The sequence below is a fragment of the Thiorhodococcus drewsii AZ1 genome (assembly GCF_000224065.1).
Classification (GTDB): domain Bacteria; phylum Pseudomonadota; class Gammaproteobacteria; order Chromatiales; family Chromatiaceae; genus Imhoffiella; species Imhoffiella drewsii.
On the sequence record NZ_AFWT01000013.1, the window covers coordinates 88,521 to 107,135 of the forward strand.

The 18,615-nt window shown below is 60.0% G+C and carries 15 protein-coding genes; 6 read left to right on the forward strand and 9 right to left on the reverse strand.

Going from position 1 to position 18,615, the window contains the following annotated elements:
- Positions 1-40: 40 nt before the first annotated feature.
- From mnmE to rpmH, 5 genes are read right to left on the reverse strand one after another with little or no spacing between them, the layout of a single operon-like run.
- Positions 41-1,381 carry a tRNA uridine-5-carboxymethylaminomethyl(34) synthesis GTPase MnmE gene (gene mnmE, locus THIDRDRAFT_RS10735; protein ID WP_007040862.1) on the reverse strand — a complete coding sequence of 447 codons (1,341 nt, stop codon included), beginning with the start codon at positions 1,379-1,381 and terminating at the stop codon, positions 41-43.
- A gap of 20 nt (positions 1,382-1,401) precedes the next feature.
- The gene (yidC, locus tag THIDRDRAFT_RS10740) at positions 1,402-3,081 is read right to left on the reverse strand and encodes a membrane protein insertase YidC (protein ID WP_007040863.1); all 1,680 of its coding nucleotides are present in this window, start codon (positions 3,079-3,081) and stop codon (positions 1,402-1,404) included.
- Positions 3,074-3,310 carry a membrane protein insertion efficiency factor YidD gene (gene yidD, locus THIDRDRAFT_RS24520; protein ID WP_007040864.1) on the reverse strand — a complete coding sequence of 79 codons (237 nt, stop codon included), beginning with the start codon at positions 3,308-3,310 and terminating at the stop codon, positions 3,074-3,076. Before yidD ends, yidC begins: the two co-directional genes overlap by 8 nt.
- Positions 3,295-3,678 carry a ribonuclease P protein component gene (rnpA, locus tag THIDRDRAFT_RS24525; protein ID WP_083827464.1) on the reverse strand — a complete coding sequence of 128 codons (384 nt, stop codon included), beginning with the start codon at positions 3,676-3,678 and terminating at the stop codon, positions 3,295-3,297. Before rnpA ends, yidD begins: the two co-directional genes overlap by 16 nt.
- Positions 3,675-3,809 (reverse strand): 50S ribosomal protein L34, encoded by a 135-nt coding sequence (gene rpmH / locus THIDRDRAFT_RS24530; RefSeq protein ID WP_083827468.1) that lies wholly within the window; start codon positions 3,807-3,809, stop codon positions 3,675-3,677. Before rpmH ends, rnpA begins: the two co-directional genes overlap by 4 nt.
- A 308-nt stretch (positions 3,810-4,117) precedes the next feature.
- Between rpmH and dnaA the strand changes: the two genes are divergently transcribed.
- The 4 genes from dnaA (at position 4,118) to gyrB (ending at position 10,523) form a co-directional block, all read left to right on the forward strand.
- The gene (gene dnaA / locus THIDRDRAFT_RS10755; protein ID WP_007040865.1) at positions 4,118-5,455 is read left to right on the forward strand and encodes a chromosomal replication initiator protein DnaA; all 1,338 of its coding nucleotides are present in this window, start codon (positions 4,118-4,120) and stop codon (positions 5,453-5,455) included.
- 224 nt (positions 5,456-5,679) lie between these two features.
- Complete coding sequence (gene dnaN, locus THIDRDRAFT_RS10760; protein ID WP_007040866.1) at positions 5,680-6,783, forward strand: DNA polymerase III subunit beta; 1,104 nt, start codon at positions 5,680-5,682, stop codon at positions 6,781-6,783.
- Positions 6,784-6,814: 31 nt separating this feature from the next.
- On the forward strand, positions 6,815-7,891 hold the full coding sequence (gene recF, locus THIDRDRAFT_RS10765; RefSeq protein WP_007040867.1) for a DNA replication/repair protein RecF: 1,077 nt from the start codon (positions 6,815-6,817) through the stop codon (positions 7,889-7,891).
- Positions 7,892-8,117: 226 nt separating this feature from the next.
- Positions 8,118-10,523: a DNA topoisomerase (ATP-hydrolyzing) subunit B gene (gene gyrB / locus THIDRDRAFT_RS10770; protein ID WP_007040868.1), complete on the forward strand. Its 2,406-nt coding sequence runs from the start codon at positions 8,118-8,120 to the stop codon at positions 10,521-10,523.
- Between the two features lie 66 nt (positions 10,524-10,589).
- On the opposite strand, the gene THIDRDRAFT_RS10775 is transcribed toward gyrB, so the two are convergent.
- Genes THIDRDRAFT_RS10775 through glyQ form a run of 4 tightly spaced genes read right to left on the reverse strand, consistent with a single transcriptional unit; the run spans position 10,590 to position 14,911 of the window.
- The gene (locus THIDRDRAFT_RS10775; RefSeq protein ID WP_007040869.1) at positions 10,590-11,330 is read right to left on the reverse strand and encodes a lysophospholipid acyltransferase family protein; all 741 of its coding nucleotides are present in this window, start codon (positions 11,328-11,330) and stop codon (positions 10,590-10,592) included.
- On the reverse strand, positions 11,327-11,914 hold the full coding sequence (gene gmhB, locus THIDRDRAFT_RS10780; protein WP_007040870.1) for a D-glycero-beta-D-manno-heptose 1,7-bisphosphate 7-phosphatase: 588 nt from the start codon (positions 11,912-11,914) through the stop codon (positions 11,327-11,329). The genes THIDRDRAFT_RS10775 and gmhB overlap by 4 nt, the downstream gene beginning before the upstream one ends.
- The gene (gene glyS, locus THIDRDRAFT_RS10785; RefSeq protein WP_007040871.1) at positions 11,914-13,998 is read right to left on the reverse strand and encodes a glycine--tRNA ligase subunit beta; all 2,085 of its coding nucleotides are present in this window, start codon (positions 13,996-13,998) and stop codon (positions 11,914-11,916) included. Before glyS ends, gmhB begins: the two co-directional genes overlap by 1 nt.
- Before the next feature lie 7 nt (positions 13,999-14,005).
- Positions 14,006-14,911 (reverse strand): glycine--tRNA ligase subunit alpha, encoded by a 906-nt coding sequence (gene glyQ / locus THIDRDRAFT_RS10790; protein ID WP_007040872.1) that lies wholly within the window; start codon positions 14,909-14,911, stop codon positions 14,006-14,008.
- A 341-nt stretch (positions 14,912-15,252) separates the two neighbouring features.
- Here glyQ and THIDRDRAFT_RS10800 point away from each other — a divergent pair, with 341 nt between their 5' ends.
- Together THIDRDRAFT_RS10800 and glnA are read left to right on the forward strand one after the other, a co-directional pair.
- The gene (locus tag THIDRDRAFT_RS10800; RefSeq protein ID WP_050984690.1) at positions 15,253-16,407 is read left to right on the forward strand and encodes a cation diffusion facilitator family transporter; all 1,155 of its coding nucleotides are present in this window, start codon (positions 15,253-15,255) and stop codon (positions 16,405-16,407) included.
- Positions 16,408-16,899: 492 nt separating this feature from the next.
- Positions 16,900-18,303: a glutamate--ammonia ligase gene (gene glnA / locus THIDRDRAFT_RS10805; RefSeq protein WP_007040874.1), complete on the forward strand. Its 1,404-nt coding sequence runs from the start codon at positions 16,900-16,902 to the stop codon at positions 18,301-18,303.
- Positions 18,304-18,615 lie beyond the last annotated feature (312 nt).

Consider the following 18,615-nt stretch of genomic DNA (forward strand, 5'->3'; position numbering starts at 1 on the left):
TGACACGCCCTAGATCTCTACGGAAGATTCGCGAATACCTCTATTTTCCAATACAGAAACTGGAAAAGATCCGGCCTAGCAGATCCTCGGAGGTCACCTCGCCGGTGATCTCGCCGAGCATCTTCTGGGCAAGTAGGAGCTCCTCGGCGACCAGTTCGGGGCCGAGCTGTCCTTCGAGGTTGTGTTGGGCCTCCAGAAGATGCTGCAGGCCGCGATTCAGTGCGTCGAGGTGGCGACGTCTGGCGATGAAGATGCCTTCGTGACCGGCGTCCAGTCCGGCGTGATGTTTGAGGTGGGCGTGCAGCAGATCAAGCCCCTGTGCCGTGGCCACTGAGAGCGAGATTTCGACCTCCGAGTCGTTCTGCAGGATCCCTGGTGACTCGTCGAGCAGGTCGATCTTGTTGCGGATACGCACGACTGGAATCCCCGACGGCAAGGTTTCCGCGATGCTCGGATCCGGTCCGCTTTGGGCGTCATAGACCAGGAGTACGAGGTCTGCGTCGTCGAGCTGTTTGCGGGCGCGACGCACCCCTTCGCGCTCGACGGGGTCCTCGGTCGCGCGCAGTCCGGCCGTATCCACGACGCGGATCGGCAGCCCATCGATCTGGATGTCCTGGCGCAACAGGTCGCGGGTCGTGCCGGGGATCGGGGTGACGATCGCGGCATCCGTGTCGGACAGTGCGTTCAGGAGACTCGACTTGCCGACGTTCGGCGCGCCGGCGATGACCACCACCAGCCCTTCGCGCAGCACCTGACCACGGTGCGCCTCTTCCAGGACCCGGCGGGTCATGGCGATGGCCCGATCCAGATCTTCGGCGACGCTGGAGTCGGCTAGAAAGTCGATCTCTTCCTCGGGGAAGTCGAGCGCGGACTCGATGAAGATCCGCAGCTGGATGAGCGATTCGACCAGTGCCTGGATGCGCCGCGAGAACTCGCCTTGCAAGGTCCGTCCGGCGAGTCGCACGCCGAGCGCGGTCGAGCTTTCGATCAGGTCGGCGACGGCCTCGGCCTGAACCAGGTCGAGTTTGCCGTTGAGAAAGGCCCGTTCGGTGAATTCGCCTGGATGGGCCAGACGCGCGCCCAAACCGAGACAGCGTTCGAGCAGCAGATCCATGACGACCGGGCCGCCATGTCCCTGAAGTTCGAGGACATCCTCGCCTGTAAAGGAGCGAGGACCGGGGAAATAGAGCGCGATTCCTTCGTCGATGAAGCCGTTTTCGGCATCGCGAAAGACGCGGTAGGTAGCGGTGCGAGGGGAGGGGAGGGCGCCCGTAATGGCCTGGGCGATGGCCGAAACACGCGGTCCGCTGACTCGGACGATGCCGACACCCCCGAGTCCCGGGGGTGTGGCAACGGCCGCGATGGTGTCTAGATTCGCCACGCTCTAGTGAAGCGGCGCGTTCAGCGACGCTTCTTGGCGGCTTCCTTCTCGATGGAGCGGGTGATGTGCCATTGCTGGGCGATCGACAGCAGGTTGTTGACCGTCCAGTAGAGCACCAGGCCCGACGGGAAGAAGGCGAAGAAGACCGTGAAGACGAACGGCAGGCTCATCATGATCTTGGCCTGCATCGGATCCGGCGGAGCGGGATTGAGCTTCTGCTGAACGAACATGGAGACGCCCATGATCAGCGGCAGCACATAGTAGGGATCCGGCGCGGACAGGTTGTTGAGCCAGAGCATGAAGGGCGCCTGACGCATCTCGACGCTGTCGAGCAGTACCCAGTAGAGCGAGATGAAGACCGGAATCTGGACCAGAATCGGCAAACAGCCGCCCAGCGGATTGATCTTCTCGGTCTTGTACATCTCCATCATCGCCTGATTCAGGCGCTGCTTGTCGTCCCCGTAGCGGTCCTTCAGCGCCTGCATGCGCGGCGCGAGCTGACGCATGTTGGCCATCGAGCGATAGCTGGTCTCGGACAGCTTGTAGAAGGCCAGCTTGATGAGCAGGGTGAGGAAGATGATGGTCCAGCCCCAATTGCCGATCAACGCGTGGATATGGGTCATGACCCAGAAGATCGGCTGAGCGATGACGGTCAGCCAGCCGTAGTCGACGGCCAGATCCAGTCCGGGGGCGATGGCCGCCAGCTGGTTCTGGAGCTTGGGTCCGATGAAGAGACGATCCTTGAAGGTATGGCTGGCACCGGGCGCAATGCTCACCGCAGGCGAGAACTGGCCGATGATGTAGCGCGAGTTGTCGAGGGCCTTGGTATAGAAGGTCTGCTGGGCACCCTGGGGCGGAATCCAGGCCGCCATGAAGTAGTGCTGGATCATGGCGACCCAGCCGTCGGAGACCGTCTTGTCCAGAGGACCCTTGGTCATGTCATCGAACGAGACCTTTTTGTATTTGTCCTCGGGGCTGTAATAGACGCCGCCGGTATAGGTGTGGATGAAGCGCGCCTCATTGGGGTCGTTTAGGGGCGTACGCTGGAGCTGCGTGTATTCGCGCGTGACGATCGGCTTATCGGAACCGTTGGTCAGCGTTTGCGAGGCATGGATGAGGTAGCTACCGCGCGTGAAGCGGTAGGTCTTGGTCACCTCCAGACCCGCCGCGTTCTTCCAGGTCAGAACGACGTCGAGCTGGCGGTCGTTCGACTCCAGTCGATAGCTGGGCTTGGCGCTCTGGAACAGACCCTTGTGGGTCGGCAGTCCAGCCGCCTTGTCGCCGATCAGACCCGACTGGCTGATCAGCATGTTCGGCGGAACAGGCTTGAACAAACGGTATTTGTCCTCGGGCTTCTCCGGGACCACCGGATAATCGAGCAGCCAGACGCTGGCAATGGTGCCGCCACGCGGAGAGATCTCGACCTTGAGCAGGTCGGTCTCGACCAGAATCGGGCGTTCCGAGGCCGGGATCGGGCCGGAGTCGGCTCCGGGAACCGAGGTATCCGCGAGCGGACCGACCTCGGGCAGGTCCGCTGGCGTCAGGGCCGAGGGCGCATTGGGTTCAGTTGACGGCTGGCTCTGCTCGGTCTGTGCGACCGGCGGCTGGCCGACCTGCCCGTAATCCTGCTGCCAGGATTCGAAAATCAAGAAAAGCACTGCGGCGAGTGCAAGGAAAAGGATCAGGCGCTGGTTATCCATGAAGCTTGGTCTGCCTTTCGAGGGGAACTGGGTCGATGCCGCCCGGGTGCCAGGGATGGCATCGGGACAGGCGACGAAGAGCCAAGTAGGTGCCATAGACTACGCCGTGACGCTCGATGGCCTCGACAGCGTAATGAGAGCACGAAGGATAGAAGCGGCAATGGGGGCCGAGCAACGGGCTGATCAGGTACTGATAGACCCTGATCAACCCGATCAAGATGGGGCGCATGCTGAATTCCTGATGCTGGCCCAAGCTTGCGCTAAAGCCTGAAAGAGCCGTCGATTCGGAAGCGACTTAGCGTCATGCGAGCAGAGTACGACGACGTCGACTCCAGGAAGCTGTTCGTGGTGGAGCCGGAAACTCTCTCGAACGATCCGTTTGAGTCGGTTCCGATCCACAGCACGCCGTGCACGCTTTTTAGCGATGGCAAGACCGAGACGGGGCTCTTCGGATCCGTTTGGACGATAGAGCACCACGAAACCGGATCTTCCTGCCCGTATAGGATCGGCAAAGACGTGCCGAAACTGGGTCGCGTTCGTTAATCGTCGGCCGCGCGGGTGGCTGCGGTCAGGTCGGCCGGGCGTTGACTCGCTCAGGGGTTTAGACGAAGCCGACCCTTGGAACGACGGGCGGCAAGAACCTTGCGCCCATTGCGGGTCGCGCTACGCGCGCGGAAGCCATGGGTACGAGCCCGCTTCAGGCGGCTGGGTTGAAAAGTGCGCTTCATGAACGGTACTCCGACGATGAACTGGTTTAGGGCCGACGTGGAGGCCAAAAAGGCCGCCATAAAAGGGGCGGAAATATATGCAATTTTCCAACGCCCGTCAATCAACTAGATAGGATTTTGGGCACGAAGGTTGTGGATAAGTCTAGCCCGGAACGCTAGACTGCTTGTCCATGTCCGTCGCGCGATCACCGAGCGGGAGAGAGCGGGGGCCTATCACAGGGGTCTTCGGCGCTTGACATGAGGTGGTATCGCGAACAGCGCATGCCGTGGCAAATCACGCTAGGAATCGACCGTTGTCTGGAGTCGCCGTGGGTCTGTGGGATCAGTGTGTCAAGCAACTGAAGGGCGAATTGACATCGGCCGAATTCAACACCTGGATTCTACCGCTTCAGGCCCGAGTGGACGGCGGCCTGCTCCGCTTGCTTGCACCCAACCGCTTCGTCCTCGATTGGACGCAGAAGCATTATGAGCGCAGATTGATCGAACTCTGCGCGCAGTTCAGCGACGGAAGCGTCTGTCACATCGCCTTCGAGGTCGGAGGGCTCGACCGGGAACGCGTCACAGTGGCGGGACACAGCCGCTACGAGCCCCCCGCGCCGGCACCCGATATGGGCGAGCGACGCGCCAGCGCCAATCTCAACGCGGATTTCACCTTCGATACCTTCGTCGAGGGTAAATCGAATCAGCTTGCCCGCGCCGCCTCGATGCAAATCGGGCAGAACCCCGGAACAGCCTACAACCCGCTATTCATCTATGGCGGCGTGGGTCTGGGCAAGACGCATCTGATGCATGCGGTCGGCAACGTCATCCTGGCCTCGAATCCCTCGGCGCGCGTCGTCTATCTGCATTCCGAGCGCTTCGTCGCGGAGATGATCAAGGCGCTGCAGCACAACCGGATCGACGAGTTCAAGAAGACCTATCGCTCGGTCAACGCCCTACTGATCGACGACGTGCAGTTCTTCGCCGGGAAGGAGCGCTCGCAGGAGGAGTTTTTCCACACCTTCAACGCGCTCTTCGAATCACGCCAGCAGATCGTGCTCTCCAGCGACCGCTTCCCGAAGGAGGTGGTCGGTCTTGAGGAACGTCTGAGGTCCCGTTTCGGTTGGGGGCTGACCGTCTCCATCGATCCGCCGGATCTGGAGACCAGCGTCGCAATCCTCCACTGCAAGGCAACCCAAATCGGCATCGAGCTTCCGGAGGACGTGGCCTTCTTTGTCGGCAGACGCATCCGATCGAACATTCGCGAGCTTGAGGGCGCGCTGCGGCGCTTGGTGGCAAATTCTCAGTTCACGGGAAAGCCCATCACGCTGGAGTTCGCGAAGCACGCCTTGAAGGACGTGCTGGCGGCTCAGGACAAACAGGTCAGCATCGAGAACATCCAGAAAACGGTCGCCGAGTATTTCAAGCTGCGGACCTCGGATCTATTGTCAGCCAAGCGCAGTCGCTCGCTGGCCCGACCGAGACAGATCGCGATGACGCTGGCCAAGGAACTCACGAAGCACAGTCTGCCCGAAATCGGTAACGCCTTCGGCGGTCGAGACCATACCACTGTTCTTCATGCCACCAGAAAGATCAAGAGCTTGCGTGACAGCGATGCCGGAATAGAAGAGGATTACAAAAACCTGTTGAGAATATTGACCTCTTAGCTGTGGAGAATCCGCGGCAAACCTGTGATGAACCTGTGCATAAGTTTTGGATGAAAAAACCCGACTCGGAGTCGGTCATTTTATCCACAGCTTAGTCACCGATAATCAAGAGGTAAAAAATCTCTCAACATGCTGTTTCAAAGAAAGATTTCGGAGAAATGGCGGTTATCCACAGGCATTACTATTAACGTTTAAATATATATATTTCCCCTTTGGAGATATTAATGGAATTCGTGGTCAACCGAGATACCTTGTGGCCAATCGTCGGAAGGGTGATCGGCGTCGTCGAGCGACGGCAAACCTTACCGATACTCGGAAACCTGATGGTGACGGCTCGTGACGGACTGGTTCGTTTCACAGGCTCGGATCAGGAAGTCGAGGTCACCGCCGAGTGCGCTGCAGATGTGTCCGAGGAAGGGGAGACGACCGTGCCTGGTCGAAAGCTTGCGGATATCTGCCGCAGCTTGAACGAGGGCACGGACATCCGCTTCATGACGAAAAACGATCGCTGCGTCCTGACGGCTGGTCGTGGCCGCTTTACCTTGGGAGTGCTGTCGGCGACGGACTACCCGCTGATGGAGGTGGAGCAGGGTGGACGGGGGATTCCGCTGGCCGAGGGCGTGCTGAAACGGCTGCTGGAGAAGACGGCGTTCGCCATGGCCCAGCAGGATGTGCGCTATTACCTGAACGGTCTGCTCGTGGAGTTCCAGGGCACCAGCATGACGGCGGTGGCGACAGATGGACATCGTCTGGCGCGCTATCGCGTTCGATTGAGCGATGCGGATCTGGGCGAGGCGCGGCAGGTCATCGTGCCGAGCAAGACGGTACTGGAACTCAAGCGCCTCCTGGGAAACACCGAGGAGGTCGTGGATTTCTCGGTCGGCACCAAGAGCGTTCGAATTTCCGTTGGACAGACGACCATGGTTTCGAAGCTGGTCGACGGACGCTATCCCGACTACGAGCGGGTGATTCCACACAGCCTGGATAAAACCACGATCCTGAACAAGGACGAATTGAAGAGCGCACTGTCGAGAACGGCAATCCTCTCCAACGAGAAATATCGCGGCGTTCGTCTCGCCTTCGACGAGGGTGTTTTGCGTCTTCTGGCGCACAACCCGGAGCAGGAAGAGGCCGAGGAAGAGATCGAGTCGGATTATTCGGGAGAGTCGATCTCGATTGGTTTCAATGTCGCCTATCTCATGGATGTTCTCAATGCGATCGACGCGGAGAAGGTCCAGGTGCAATTCCAGGACGCGAACAGCAGTTCGATCTGGCGGGGATTGGACTCGGAAGACGAGACCTATGTGGTCATGCCCATGCGGCTTTGAGGCAGGCGTTGACGACCGTAACGGCTGACACATGGGGTCGAATTGGCTCGTCGGACTCGATATCGAGGGACTGAGAAACATCCATCGCGCTCGGCTGGAGAGCGATGCCCCGCTGGTCTGGCTGTCTGGAAAGAACGGCGCGGGGAAGTCGACGGTCCTGGAGGCGATCTATCTACTCGCACGTGGCAGAACCTATCGCGGCACCAAATTCGGTCCAGTCGTGAACCGAAACATGAGGGCGACCCAAATCAGAGGTTGCTTCTCGGTCGACGCCGAGACCTCGGTTGAGATTCGATATCGTCAGGACGGAACGGGCAGTGACAGGGAGACGATGCCTCCCGATGCATTCGGCAGGGATCGGGTGGGCTCGTGGTTTCCACTCAAGCTGGTGACCGACAATCCGCAGGGGCTGATCGAAGGGGATCCTCAACTTCGACGCCTGTTTCTCGACTGGAACGGACTGCTGTGGAACAACCGGCTCGGTGAGGCTCGACGAACATTCCAACGGGTACTGACTCAGCGGAACGCCGCGCTGAAAGGCGGCGGAAAATATTCGGGTGAGTGGGACCGAGCCTTCGTCGAAACCGGTGAAGCGGTCGACGCACTCAGATCCGGTTTTGTATCTCCGTTGCGGTCGGGGTTCGACGCCTTGAAGGGGACCTTTCGGTTCCTGGAGGACGTGGAACTGGTCTACGAACGCGGGTGGCGAAAGGATCTGGGTTTGGGTGAGATGCTGGACGCGGTCAGATCCCAAGAGACGGCAAGAGGATTCTCGGTCGCCGGACCACATCGGGCCGACCTTCTGTTCGTGAGGGATGGACGTCGGGCGGCCTTCTCGCGAGGCCAGATGAAGGTCGTCGTCTGTTTGCTGCAATTGGCATGCGAGGGATTGCATGTCAGACAGGGCTTGGAACGCGCGATCTGGCTCCTGGACGATATCGAGTCGGACCTGGACGAGGAAAACGCGCGCTCGATCTGGTCTTTATTCGTCGAAACCGGATCCCAGTTGTTCGCGTCCGGGGTGTATCCGAGATCCAAGGCGCTGGATGTGCAACATCAATTTGCGATGTTCCACGTGGAACATGGTGCCCTGACGAGACAGGATTGAGCCTCCAGGCCACGCCGTTTCCCTATCGCACATCGTCATATCCCGTTCACTTATAATCAAGGAGGCCCTTCTTCTCCCTCCGAATCCATCTTGGCCTTCGCTCGGCCCGAATCAATGACCGGGGAACGCAATCGCTGGGAGGTTCCAGCCGCTCACGCTTCCTGTCCTGTTAGCCAGCGCGAGCGCAGCTTTCCATTCTTCTACCGCTATCAGTCAAGTAGGTCCAATGACGTACGACTCCAACAACATCAAGGTCCTCCGCGGATTGGACGCGGTCCGCAAACGCCCAGGGATGTACATCGGTGATACCGACGACGGCACCGGACTACATCACATGGTCTTCGAGGTCGTAGACAACTCCATCGACGAGGCGCTCGCCGGTTATTGCTCGAGCGTGAGCGTCACCCTGCATCGAGACGGCTCGGTCTCCGTTCGGGACAATGGTCGAGGGATTCCGGTCGATCTGCATGCCGAGGAAAACCGCTCCGCCGCAGAGGTCATCATGACCGTCCTGCACGCGGGTGGAAAATTCGACGATAACTCCTACAAGGTCTCCGGCGGACTCCACGGTGTCGGCGTCTCCGTCGTCAACGCCTTGTCCGAACGGCTACTGCTCCGAATCTGTCGTGGTGGTCATATCCATCAGCAGGAGTACCACCTCGGGGTGCCCCAGAGTCCGCTGGAGATCACGGGTGACACGTCGGATACGGGAACCGAAATCCGCTTCTACCCCTCTGACGAGATCTTCACCAACCTGGAATTCCATTACGACATCCTGGCTCGCCGCTTGCGCGAGCTGTCCTTCCTGAATTCGGGGGTGCGGATCTCGCTCACGGAGGAGGACAGCGGTCGCTCGGATACCTTCGAGTACCACGGCGGCATTCGCGCCTTCGTGGAACATCTCAACAAGAACAAGGAGCCAGTCCATCCGACCGTTTTCTATTTCACGGCGGAGAACCAGTCGATCAGTGTCGAGTTGGCGATCCAGTGGAACTCCAGCTATCAGGAAACCATCTTCTGCTACACGAATACGATTCCGCAGAAGGATGGAGGCACCCACCTTGCCGGTCTCCGTGCCGCACTCACTCGAACCCTGAATTCCTATATCGAACGTGAAGGGCTCGAGCGCAATCAGAAGGTTCGCCCGGTCGGCGACGACGCGCGGGAAGGACTGACCGCAGTGCTTTCGGTCAAGGTTCCCGACCCCAAATTCTCCTCTCAGACCAAGGACAAATTGGTCTCGTCCGAGGTGAAGGGTGTCGTCGAATCGCTGGTCTCGGAGAAGCTCGATACCTTCCTCGAGGAGCAACCGGCCGAGGCCAAGGTGATCGCCAACAAGATGCTTGAGGCCGCGCGTGCGCGCGAGGCGGCGCGCAAGGCTCGCGAGATGACGCGCCGCAAAGGCGTACTCGACGTTGCGGGATTGCCGGGGAAGCTCGCCGATTGTCAGGAGAAGGACCCCGCAAAATCCGAACTCTATCTGGTCGAGGGTGACTCCGCAGGCGGTTCGGCGAAGCAGGGACGGGATCGAGCCTTTCAGGCCATCCTGCCGCTCAAGGGCAAGATCCTGAATGTCGAAAAGGCGCGCTTCGATAAGATGCTCTCGTCCGTCGAGGTCGGTACCCTCATCACGGCCTTGGGATGCGGCATCGGTCGAGAGGAATACAATCCGGACAATCTCCGCTATCACCGCATCATCATCATGACCGATGCGGACGTCGATGGCGCCCACATCCGAACCCTGTTGCTGACGTTCTTCTACCGCCAGATGCCCGAGCTGGTCGAACGCGGACACATCTATATCGCACAGCCGCCGCTCTTCAAGATCAAGCGCGGGAAGCACGAGGAGTATCTGCTAGACGAGGGTGCGCTCAATCGCGCCATGCTTCAGGCGGCGCTCGAGGACGCGGATCTCTTCGTCACCGAGGACGCACCTCCGCTTTCGCGAACCGCCCTGGAATCGCTGGCCCAGGACTACCAGCTCTTCATGGGAATCGTGCGTCGTCTGGCTCACCGCTACGACGCGAATTTCCTGACAACCCTTCCCGAAGTCGCGCCATTCGACGAGACGGTACGCTCGGATGCCCAGCGGTTGGATGAATGGTGCAAGGCGGTTGAAGTGGGTTTGAACACCGACGGCCAGGCAGCCGTTCACTATCGGCTGCGTTACTCCCAGGCCACCGACGAGACATCCGCTGGAATCGAGATCATTCGACTGATCCACGGAATTCCGGAGAGTCGCGTCGTACCCATCGAGTTTTTCCAGACGTCTGATTACGCCAAATTGGTCGAATTCGGCGCAAAGACGGATGGACTCATCCATCCGGGGGCCTACATCAAACGCGGGGAGCGTCGCTGTAGCATTGAGGATTTGGGAAGCGGTATCCGCTGGCTATTGGCCGAGGCGCAACGCGTCTACAGCATTCAGCGATACAAAGGACTTGGAGAGATGAACCCGGATCAGCTGTGGGAAACCACCATGAATCCCGAGCTTCGTCGTTTGCTTCAGGTGACGATCGAGGACGCCGTGGCCTCGGATCAGATCTTCACCACCCTCATGGGCGATCAAGTCGAGCCTCGGCGCCTGTTCATCGAACGGAATGCGTTGAACGTCGAAAACCTCGACGTCTGATCTCTGCTTGGCGAGACCTCAAGCTAGATCCTGCCGGACTCAATCGTCCGGCAGGATCCCCCTTCTTTAGGCAGCTGCCTTCAGCTGACCGAGCCGATCCGGAAGCAATGCCACAGTGGACTCGATCCAATGTTCCACCTCGGCATTGATCTCGGTCGCCTTCTTGCCGTCCGTCTGCATGAGTGGACCGATCACGACATCGATGGTCCCTGGATATTTCAGGATGCTCCTGCGTCCCCAGAACTCGCCGGCATTATGGGCGATGGGAATCACCGCCTTGTCGCAGCGCTCCGCGAGCAAGGCACCGCCGATTTCATAACGCTGATGGGTGCCGGGAGCAACGCGCGTTCCCTCTGGAAACACGATGATCCAACGTCCCTTTTGCGAGGCCATCTGTCCTTCGCGAATCAGCTTGCTCATGGCCCTGCGGCCATCGGAGCGTCGAATGGCGATAGATTGGAAACGCTTCAGCGTCCAGCCGAAGAGCGGAATTTGCGTCAGTTCATGTTTCAGCACCCAGGTCTGATTGCACGGCAGAAACGCCCGTAGCGCGATCGTTTCCCAGGCGGACTGATGTTTCGCCAGCACCACGACCGGTTCCTCTGGCAGGTTCTCGAATCCCTGGACGCGATAGTCGAGACGACAGAGCGTGCGAAGCGCCCAGAGATTGGTGTATCCCCAGGCGTTCCCCAGCCGATCGGTCGGGGGATTTCGAAGAATCAGGTCCAGGATCAGGATGACGCTCGAATAACAGAAACTGGAAGCGATCAGGAAGATCTGAAATAACAGCGAGCGAATTAGGATCATAGACAACCTTCGTTGTTCAAAAGGGCATCGGCCGCAGCTGCGAGATCCCGATAGACCGGCAGTTGCGCACCCCACTGGATGTGCTTTTCATCGTCGAGCGAGACCAGCGTCTTTTCGCCCTTTCCGGTCCTAACGAGGATCGGAAAGGCCCCAGCCGAGCGCGCCGCCTTGAGATCCGAGAGCGAGTCTCCGATGAAGGGCACGCCAGCCAGGTCCAGGCTCAGTCGCTCGGCAATCTCCTCCAGCAAGGCGGTTCCCGGTTTCCGACAGTGGCAACCATCGCTCGGCGTATGGGGACAGAAGGCGATCATGTCGATTCGCCCTCCTTGCGCCGACACCAGATCCCGCATCCGCTGGTGCATTGCGTTCAGCTCGACGAAGGAGAAATAGCCCCGGCCCAACCCCGACTGATTGGACGCGACCGCGATCCGCAACCCGGCCCGAGACAATCGCGCGATGGCCTCAATGCTGCCGGCGATCGGCGTCCAGTCGGACAGACAGCGGATATAGCGGTCGGAGTCCTCGTTGATGACGCCATCGCGATCCAGGATGACGGCCCGGCCAGTCAAGTCGGGACACCGCATTATTGAAGCCGAGAGATGTCGGCCACCTGAAGAAAGAGTTCGGCGACGGATGCAAGGAGTCGGATGCGGTTGTTGCGGACCGCCTCGTTATCCGCCATCACCATCACATCGGTGAAGAAGCGGTCGATGTCCGCCCTCAGGTCGGCGAGACACTCCAAGGTTTCGACATAGTTTCCATCCTCGATCAAGGGCTGGACCTGGCTCCTCAGGGCAGAGACCTTTTCGGCCAATGCGATCTCGGCCGGATCCGAAAGCAGATCCGAATCCAGTCCAGTATCTGCGGTCGCCCCGCTGTCGGCCTTCGCCAGGATGTTGCGAATACGCTTGTTGGCGGCGGCGAGTTCTGGTGCCGATGGCAGCGTTTGGAAACGGGACACGGCGGCAACCCGTCGATCGATGTCGAATGCGTTGCTCACCCCGACCTGGACCACCGCGTCCACGACATCGGCCGAAATATCCCGGTCGCCGTAATAGCCGTGCAACCGCTCCAGCATGTAGTCGAGCACGGTGCTTGAGGTGTCGTCCGCGATGACGCCTGCCGGGAAACCCTCCGCCGCGGTTTGCAGCAGATCCTTGAGATCGAGGTCTACGGGCGTCTCGATGAGGATGCGCAGCACGGCGATCGAGGCCCGTCTGAGCGCATAGGGATCCTTCGTCCCCGTCGGTCGCAAGCCGATACCGAAGATGCCAACGAGGGTATCGATCCTATCCGCGATCGCCAGGGCCAGACCGCACGCACTGGAGGGCAAGACATCGCCGGCGAATCGCGGCAGATACTGTTCCTGCATGGCGCTGCAGACACAGGGATCCTCGTTGGAATGCGCGGCGTAGTACTGCCCCATGATTCCTTGCAGACCAGGAAACTCGTAGACCATCGAGCTCACCAGATCGCACTTGGCGAGCTCCGCCGCGCGCTGTACCAGTTCGGGATCGGCCTGGACGCTCGCCGCCAGATGACGTCCCAAACGGGTGACGCGGGCACTCTTATCCGCGATGGTCCCCAGCTTCTCCTGAAAGACGACCGTCTCCAGTCGCTGAGCGAAGGCCTCAAGCGGCTGCTTGATATCCTGAGACCAAAAGAAGGCGGCGTCGGCGAATCGGGGTCGAATGACACGCTCGTTGCCTTCGCGGACGCGATCCGGATCCTGGCTTTCCAGGTTGGTGATCACGATAAAGGCCGACTGAAGGTGTCCCTCGGCATCCTCGACCGGGAAATATTTCTGGTTGGTCTGCATCGTCTCGATCAGAACCTCGGGAGGGATCTCCAGAAATTTCTCATCGAAGTGACACAGCAGGGTCTGAGGCCATTCGACCAGCGCCGCGACCTCTTCCAACAGATCCGGATCGATGCGTGGAACCAGCCCCTGCTCGGAGGCCATGGCCTGGATCTTCTCCTCGATCGACGTCTTACGGGCCTCGAACGAGGGCACGACATACCCCTCTTCGAGGAGACGCGCTTCGTAGCTCGCCGCCTCTTCGATTGCGATGGAATCGGGGTGGTGGAAGCGATGCCCGTAGGTGACCGGCGCCGAGGTCAGACCGAGCACGGTTCCCTCCACCGGGGTCGCGCCCATGATCAGACACACCCAATGCACCGGACGCACGAATTCCTCGATGCCAGCGCCCCAGCGCATGCGTTTCGGAATCGGTAGAGCCGCGAGCGCCTTCTCGGCGATCTCTGGCACCAAGGCCACCGTGTCTCGACCTGGGATCAGGCTCTTGTAGATGAGCCACTCGCCCTTTTCGGTCGCCTCCCGACCCAGATCCGTTACCTCGACACCGCAGGAACGCGCGAACCCCTGGGCTGCGGGTGTCGGATTTCCCGAGGCGTCGAACGCCGCGCGCACGGCGGGACCTCGGCGCACGCTCTCCTGATCCGCCTGACGGGTCTGGAGGTCGCGCACCAATACGGCCAGGCGTCTTGGCGTCGCGAATCGCTCGATGGCGCGGTACGCAATCCCGTAGCCCTGGAACTGGGATCCCACGGCATCGGCAAAGGCCTTGGAGAGTTTCGGCAGGGCGATCGGCGGGAGTTCCTCCGTCCCTATCTCGATCAAGAGGTCAGCGAATGTATCCAAAATCATCTCCCAATCACTGCGACAACATGGGGAAGCCGAGCGCCTCCCGTTTTTCGTAATAGGCCTGTGCGACCGCCCGAGACAGCGCCCTCACCCGAAGGATAAATCGCTGACGCTCCGTGACTGAGATGGCGCCTCGCGCATCCAACAGATTGAAAGTGTGCGAAGCCTTCAGGACCTGATCGTAGGCGGGCAGAGGCAGTCCATTCTCGATCAGACTGGTGCTGACGCGCTCGCAGGTATCGAACAGATCGAACAGCGCGTCGACATCAGCATGCTCGAAGTTGTATGTCGACTGCTCGACCTCGTTCTGATGGAAGACGTCGCCATAGGTGACCGTGCGCTCGGGCGTGCGGCTCCAGACCAGGTCGTAGACGCTCTCCACGTTCTGCAGATACATGGCGATGCGCTCGAGACCGTAGGTGATCTCGCCGGTGACCGGACGACAATCCAGACCGCCGACCTGCTGGAAGTAGGTGAACTGAGTCACCTCCATCCCGTTGAGCCAAACCTCCCAGCCTAACCCCCAGGCGCCGAGTGTCGGCGATTCCCAGTTGTCCTCGACGAAGCGAATATCGTGCACAGAGGGATCTAGTCCCAACCGACGTAGCGAGCTCAGATAGAGATCCTGGATGTCGATCGGTGACGGCTTGAGCACCACCTGGAACTGGTAATAGTGCTGCAGTCGGTTTGGGTTCTCGCCGTAGCGGCCGTCGGTCGGTCGGCGCGACGGTTGAACGTAGGCGCTGCGCCATGGCTCGGGGCCGATTGAACGCAGAAAGGTGGACGGATGGAAGGTGCCGGCTCCGACCTCCATGTCCAACGGCTGAACGATGACGCAGCCCAGCTCGGCCCAGTATCGTTGCAGTGCAAATATGAGACCTTGAAAGGTCCCGAGATCCTCGGATTCTAGATTCAAAGGGGTCTCCTTCATCCAGGTTATGTGGAAAAATCCTGCAGTATATTCGGTCGCCGATCCGTCCGTGCCGGCCGGGCGGAAATCCGGTGCGAGCCTGGGGGAAAACGGTTTCCATTGCATTGGGGTCAATAGGATACCCCTCGGCGTCGAACGCCGTGCGTCCGCCACCGACCAGGGGGAGACATCGCGGGTCGACTCGGACCTCGCAATCTTCAGCGTCTCTCGTCTGGCGTTCCTCCAAGGCTGACCAACCCCAAAAGGCTCGTCCCATACACCGCGTGGCCTTCGCGCTCCGCTATACTGAGCTGCTCGATCCAACATCCGTTCGACGTCCGACTACCGTGGCCAAGGAAAACCGAACCCAAATCGACCGCACTCAGGCAGTCACCCGCACGGCCGTGGGTGGAGCCATCGCCAATCTTCTTCTGTCGGTGCTCAAAGTGGTCGTGGGGCAGCTCGGCCATTCACAGGCGCTCATCGCCGACGGCATCCATTCGCTCTCCGATCTGCTCTCCGATCTACTGGTTCTCATCGCCGGCCACCATGCGAGCCAGGAGGCGGATCGCGATCACCCCTACGGCCACGCACGCTACGAGACGGTCGCGACCCTCGCCTTGGGGTTCCTGCTGTTAGGCGTCGCCATCAGTATCGGCTGGGATGCCGCCGAGCGACTCTTCCAGCCAGACGAGCTTCTTCGCCCAGAGCTCTCCGCCTTGGTCGTGAGCCTGCTTTCGATCGGCGTAAAGGAATGGCTCTATTGGTGGACCCTCGGCTATGCCAAGCAGGTCAAGTCCGATCTGCTAAGAGCCAATGCCTGGCATCATCGCTCCGACGCCATCTCCTCGATCGTGGTCTTCATCGGCGTTCTCGGCACTATGGCCGGCCTTCCCTATCTGGACGCCATCGCTGCCATCCTCGTCGCGGTCATGATCGCCAAGATCGCCTGGGAGCTGGGCTGGGAGGCAACCAACGAGCTGGTCGACACCGGACTGGAGGCCTCTCGCCTGAAGGACGTCACCGATACCATCTGTTCAGTCGGCGGCGTGCGCTCCATCCATATGCTGCGAACCCGGCGCTCCGGCGGACAGGCGTCGGCCGACGTTCACGTCCTGGTCGACCCCTACGTCAGTGTCTCGGAGGGTCACATGATCAGCGTTCTGGTGGAACGACGCCTGAAGCGTCAGATCGCCGAGATCACGGACGTCACGGTGCACATCGATCCAGAGGACGATGAGACCGTCCCGGTCGGTCCGCTCCTGCCGCTTCGCGCCGAGGCCTTGGCCATCATCGCGTCGGCCTGGTCGGCGATTCCGGCGGCCTGCGAACGCGAGCGTGTCGTCTTCCACTATCTGGGAGGCAAGATCGATATCGACGTCTACTTACCGATCTCGGCTTGCCTGAGAAACGGCTGGGATCCATCCGGTTTGAGGGACGAACTCCAGAACGCCTTGGCCCAAGAAACGGCCTTTGGGCGCGTTCGGATCTATTATGGCTGACTGATCGCACTAAATTGGTGCGAAAATCTTGCTGTCATGTGCGTTATTGGTGCGGTTTTTGGCTCGTATACGTCTCAACATCTAGCGACCTCTCAGACCGCCGGGATCGCAACCAGGCAGCGTCGTCACATGAAGCAAGGTATGTCCCAATTAAATCATGTAATTAGGCCGTTGTTACGCATGCGTTTAGCGCCGGACCATGAGGTCAACCCGAGTCACCTGACAATGCGGATGCTTGGCGTATTCATTGCATACGGCCTGCGAGACCATTGAGTGCGTCGACCGTCGAAACTGGAGTTGCCTCGCGAACAGAGCCGACGGCTCTGTTCGCCTCCTTCAGGGATTTCGATAGTGGCTCGTGCAACTCAATCGGCGACCTGTTACGCTCCGGCGCCGGGTGCGATGCCTTCTGTGAGCCCGTCTCTTGGACTTGGCGTCCAGAATCGCGTCTGCCGGACCAGATTTTGAGAACACTGCATCGGAGACTGCCAAATGACAGATGTCATTAAGATGATCAAAGACAACGAAGTGAAGTTCGTCGACCTTCGCTTCACGGATACTCGCGGCAAGGAGCAGCACGTCTCCATGCCCGCCAGTGTCATCGATGAAGACATGTTCAAGGACGGCAAGATGTTCGACGGTTCGTCGATCTCCGGCTGGAAAGGCATCGAGGCATCCGACATGGTGCTCATGCCCGAGGCGGATACTGCGGTCATCGACCCCTTCTCCGACGAGAATACCCTGATCATCCGCTGCGACATCCTCGAACCGGATACCATGATCGGCTACGAGCGCGATCCGCGTTCCGTCGCCAAGCGCGCCGAGGCCTACCTCAAGTCCACCGGTATCGCCGACACCGCCTATTTCGGTCCCGAGCCGGAATTCTTCGTCCTTGACGACGTCCGTTGGGGCTCCGATATGTCGGGCTCCTTCTATAAGATCGATGCCGAAGAGGCCGGTTGGAATTCCGAGCGCGTCTTCCCCGACGGCAACATGGGTCACCGTCCTGGCGTCAAGGGTGGTTACTTCCCGGTTCCCCCGGTCGACTCCCTCAACGATCTGCGCGCGGCCATGTGTCTCACCCTCGAAGAGATGGGTGTTGGGGTCGAGGTTCATCACCACGAAGTGGCGACCGCAGGTCAGTGTGAAATCGGCACCAAGTTCGACACCCTCGTGGCCCGCGCCGACCAGAACCAGATCCTCAAGTACGTCATCCAGAACGTCGCTCACGCCTATGGCAAGACAGTGACCTTCATGCCCAAGCCGCTGGTCGGCGACAACGGCAACGGCATGCACGTCCACCAGTCCCTGTCGAAGGACGGCCAGAACCTCTTCGCAGGCGACAAGTACGCCGGTCTGTCCGACAACGCGCTCTACTACATCGGCGGCATCATCAAGCACGCCCGTGCACTGAACGCCCTGACCAACGCCGCGACCAATTCCTACAAGCGTCTGGTCCCCGGCTTCGAGGCTCCGGTCATGCTGGCCTACTCGGCCCGCAACCGTTCGGCGTCGATCCGTATCCCGCACTGCGCCAGCCCCAAGGGCCGTCGCATCGAGGTGCGTTTCCCCGATTCGACCGGCAACCCTTACCTGTCGTTCTCCGCGATGATGCTGGCGGGTCTCGACGGTATCATGAACAAGATCCATCCCGGCGACTCGATGGACAAGGACCTCTACGACCTGCCGCCCGAAGAGGCGAAGGCCATCCCGACCGTGTGCTCCTCGCTCGAAATGGCGCTGGAAGCACTCGACCAGGACCGCGAGTTCCTGACCGCTGGCGGCGTCTTCTCCGACGACCTGATCGACAGCTACATTAAGCTGAAGATGGATGAAGTGACCCGGCTGCGGATGACGACGCACCCCGTCGAGTTCGACATGTACTACAGCCTCTGATCGGATCGATCGTCATTTCGTATTAGGAATGACCGGGTGCATGGACGCACCCAACATCCGCCCGTAATATCGCCAACGGGCAACTGCTCCAAGCCCTCCGTTCGTCTGCATGTGCCGGGCGTCCCCGGATAACCGCCTCGCAGCGATGTGTTTCGTCGCTATTCGGGCGCGGAAGAACTCCCGATCCTCCAGCGTTTTGGATGACCCTCCACGTCGAAAAATTGGCCTATTTATTGCTTATCTGGATTAGGATCCCGATCCTAGACATGATCGAATCACCTCGTCGTTGCCATTCGCCTTCGATTCAGGATC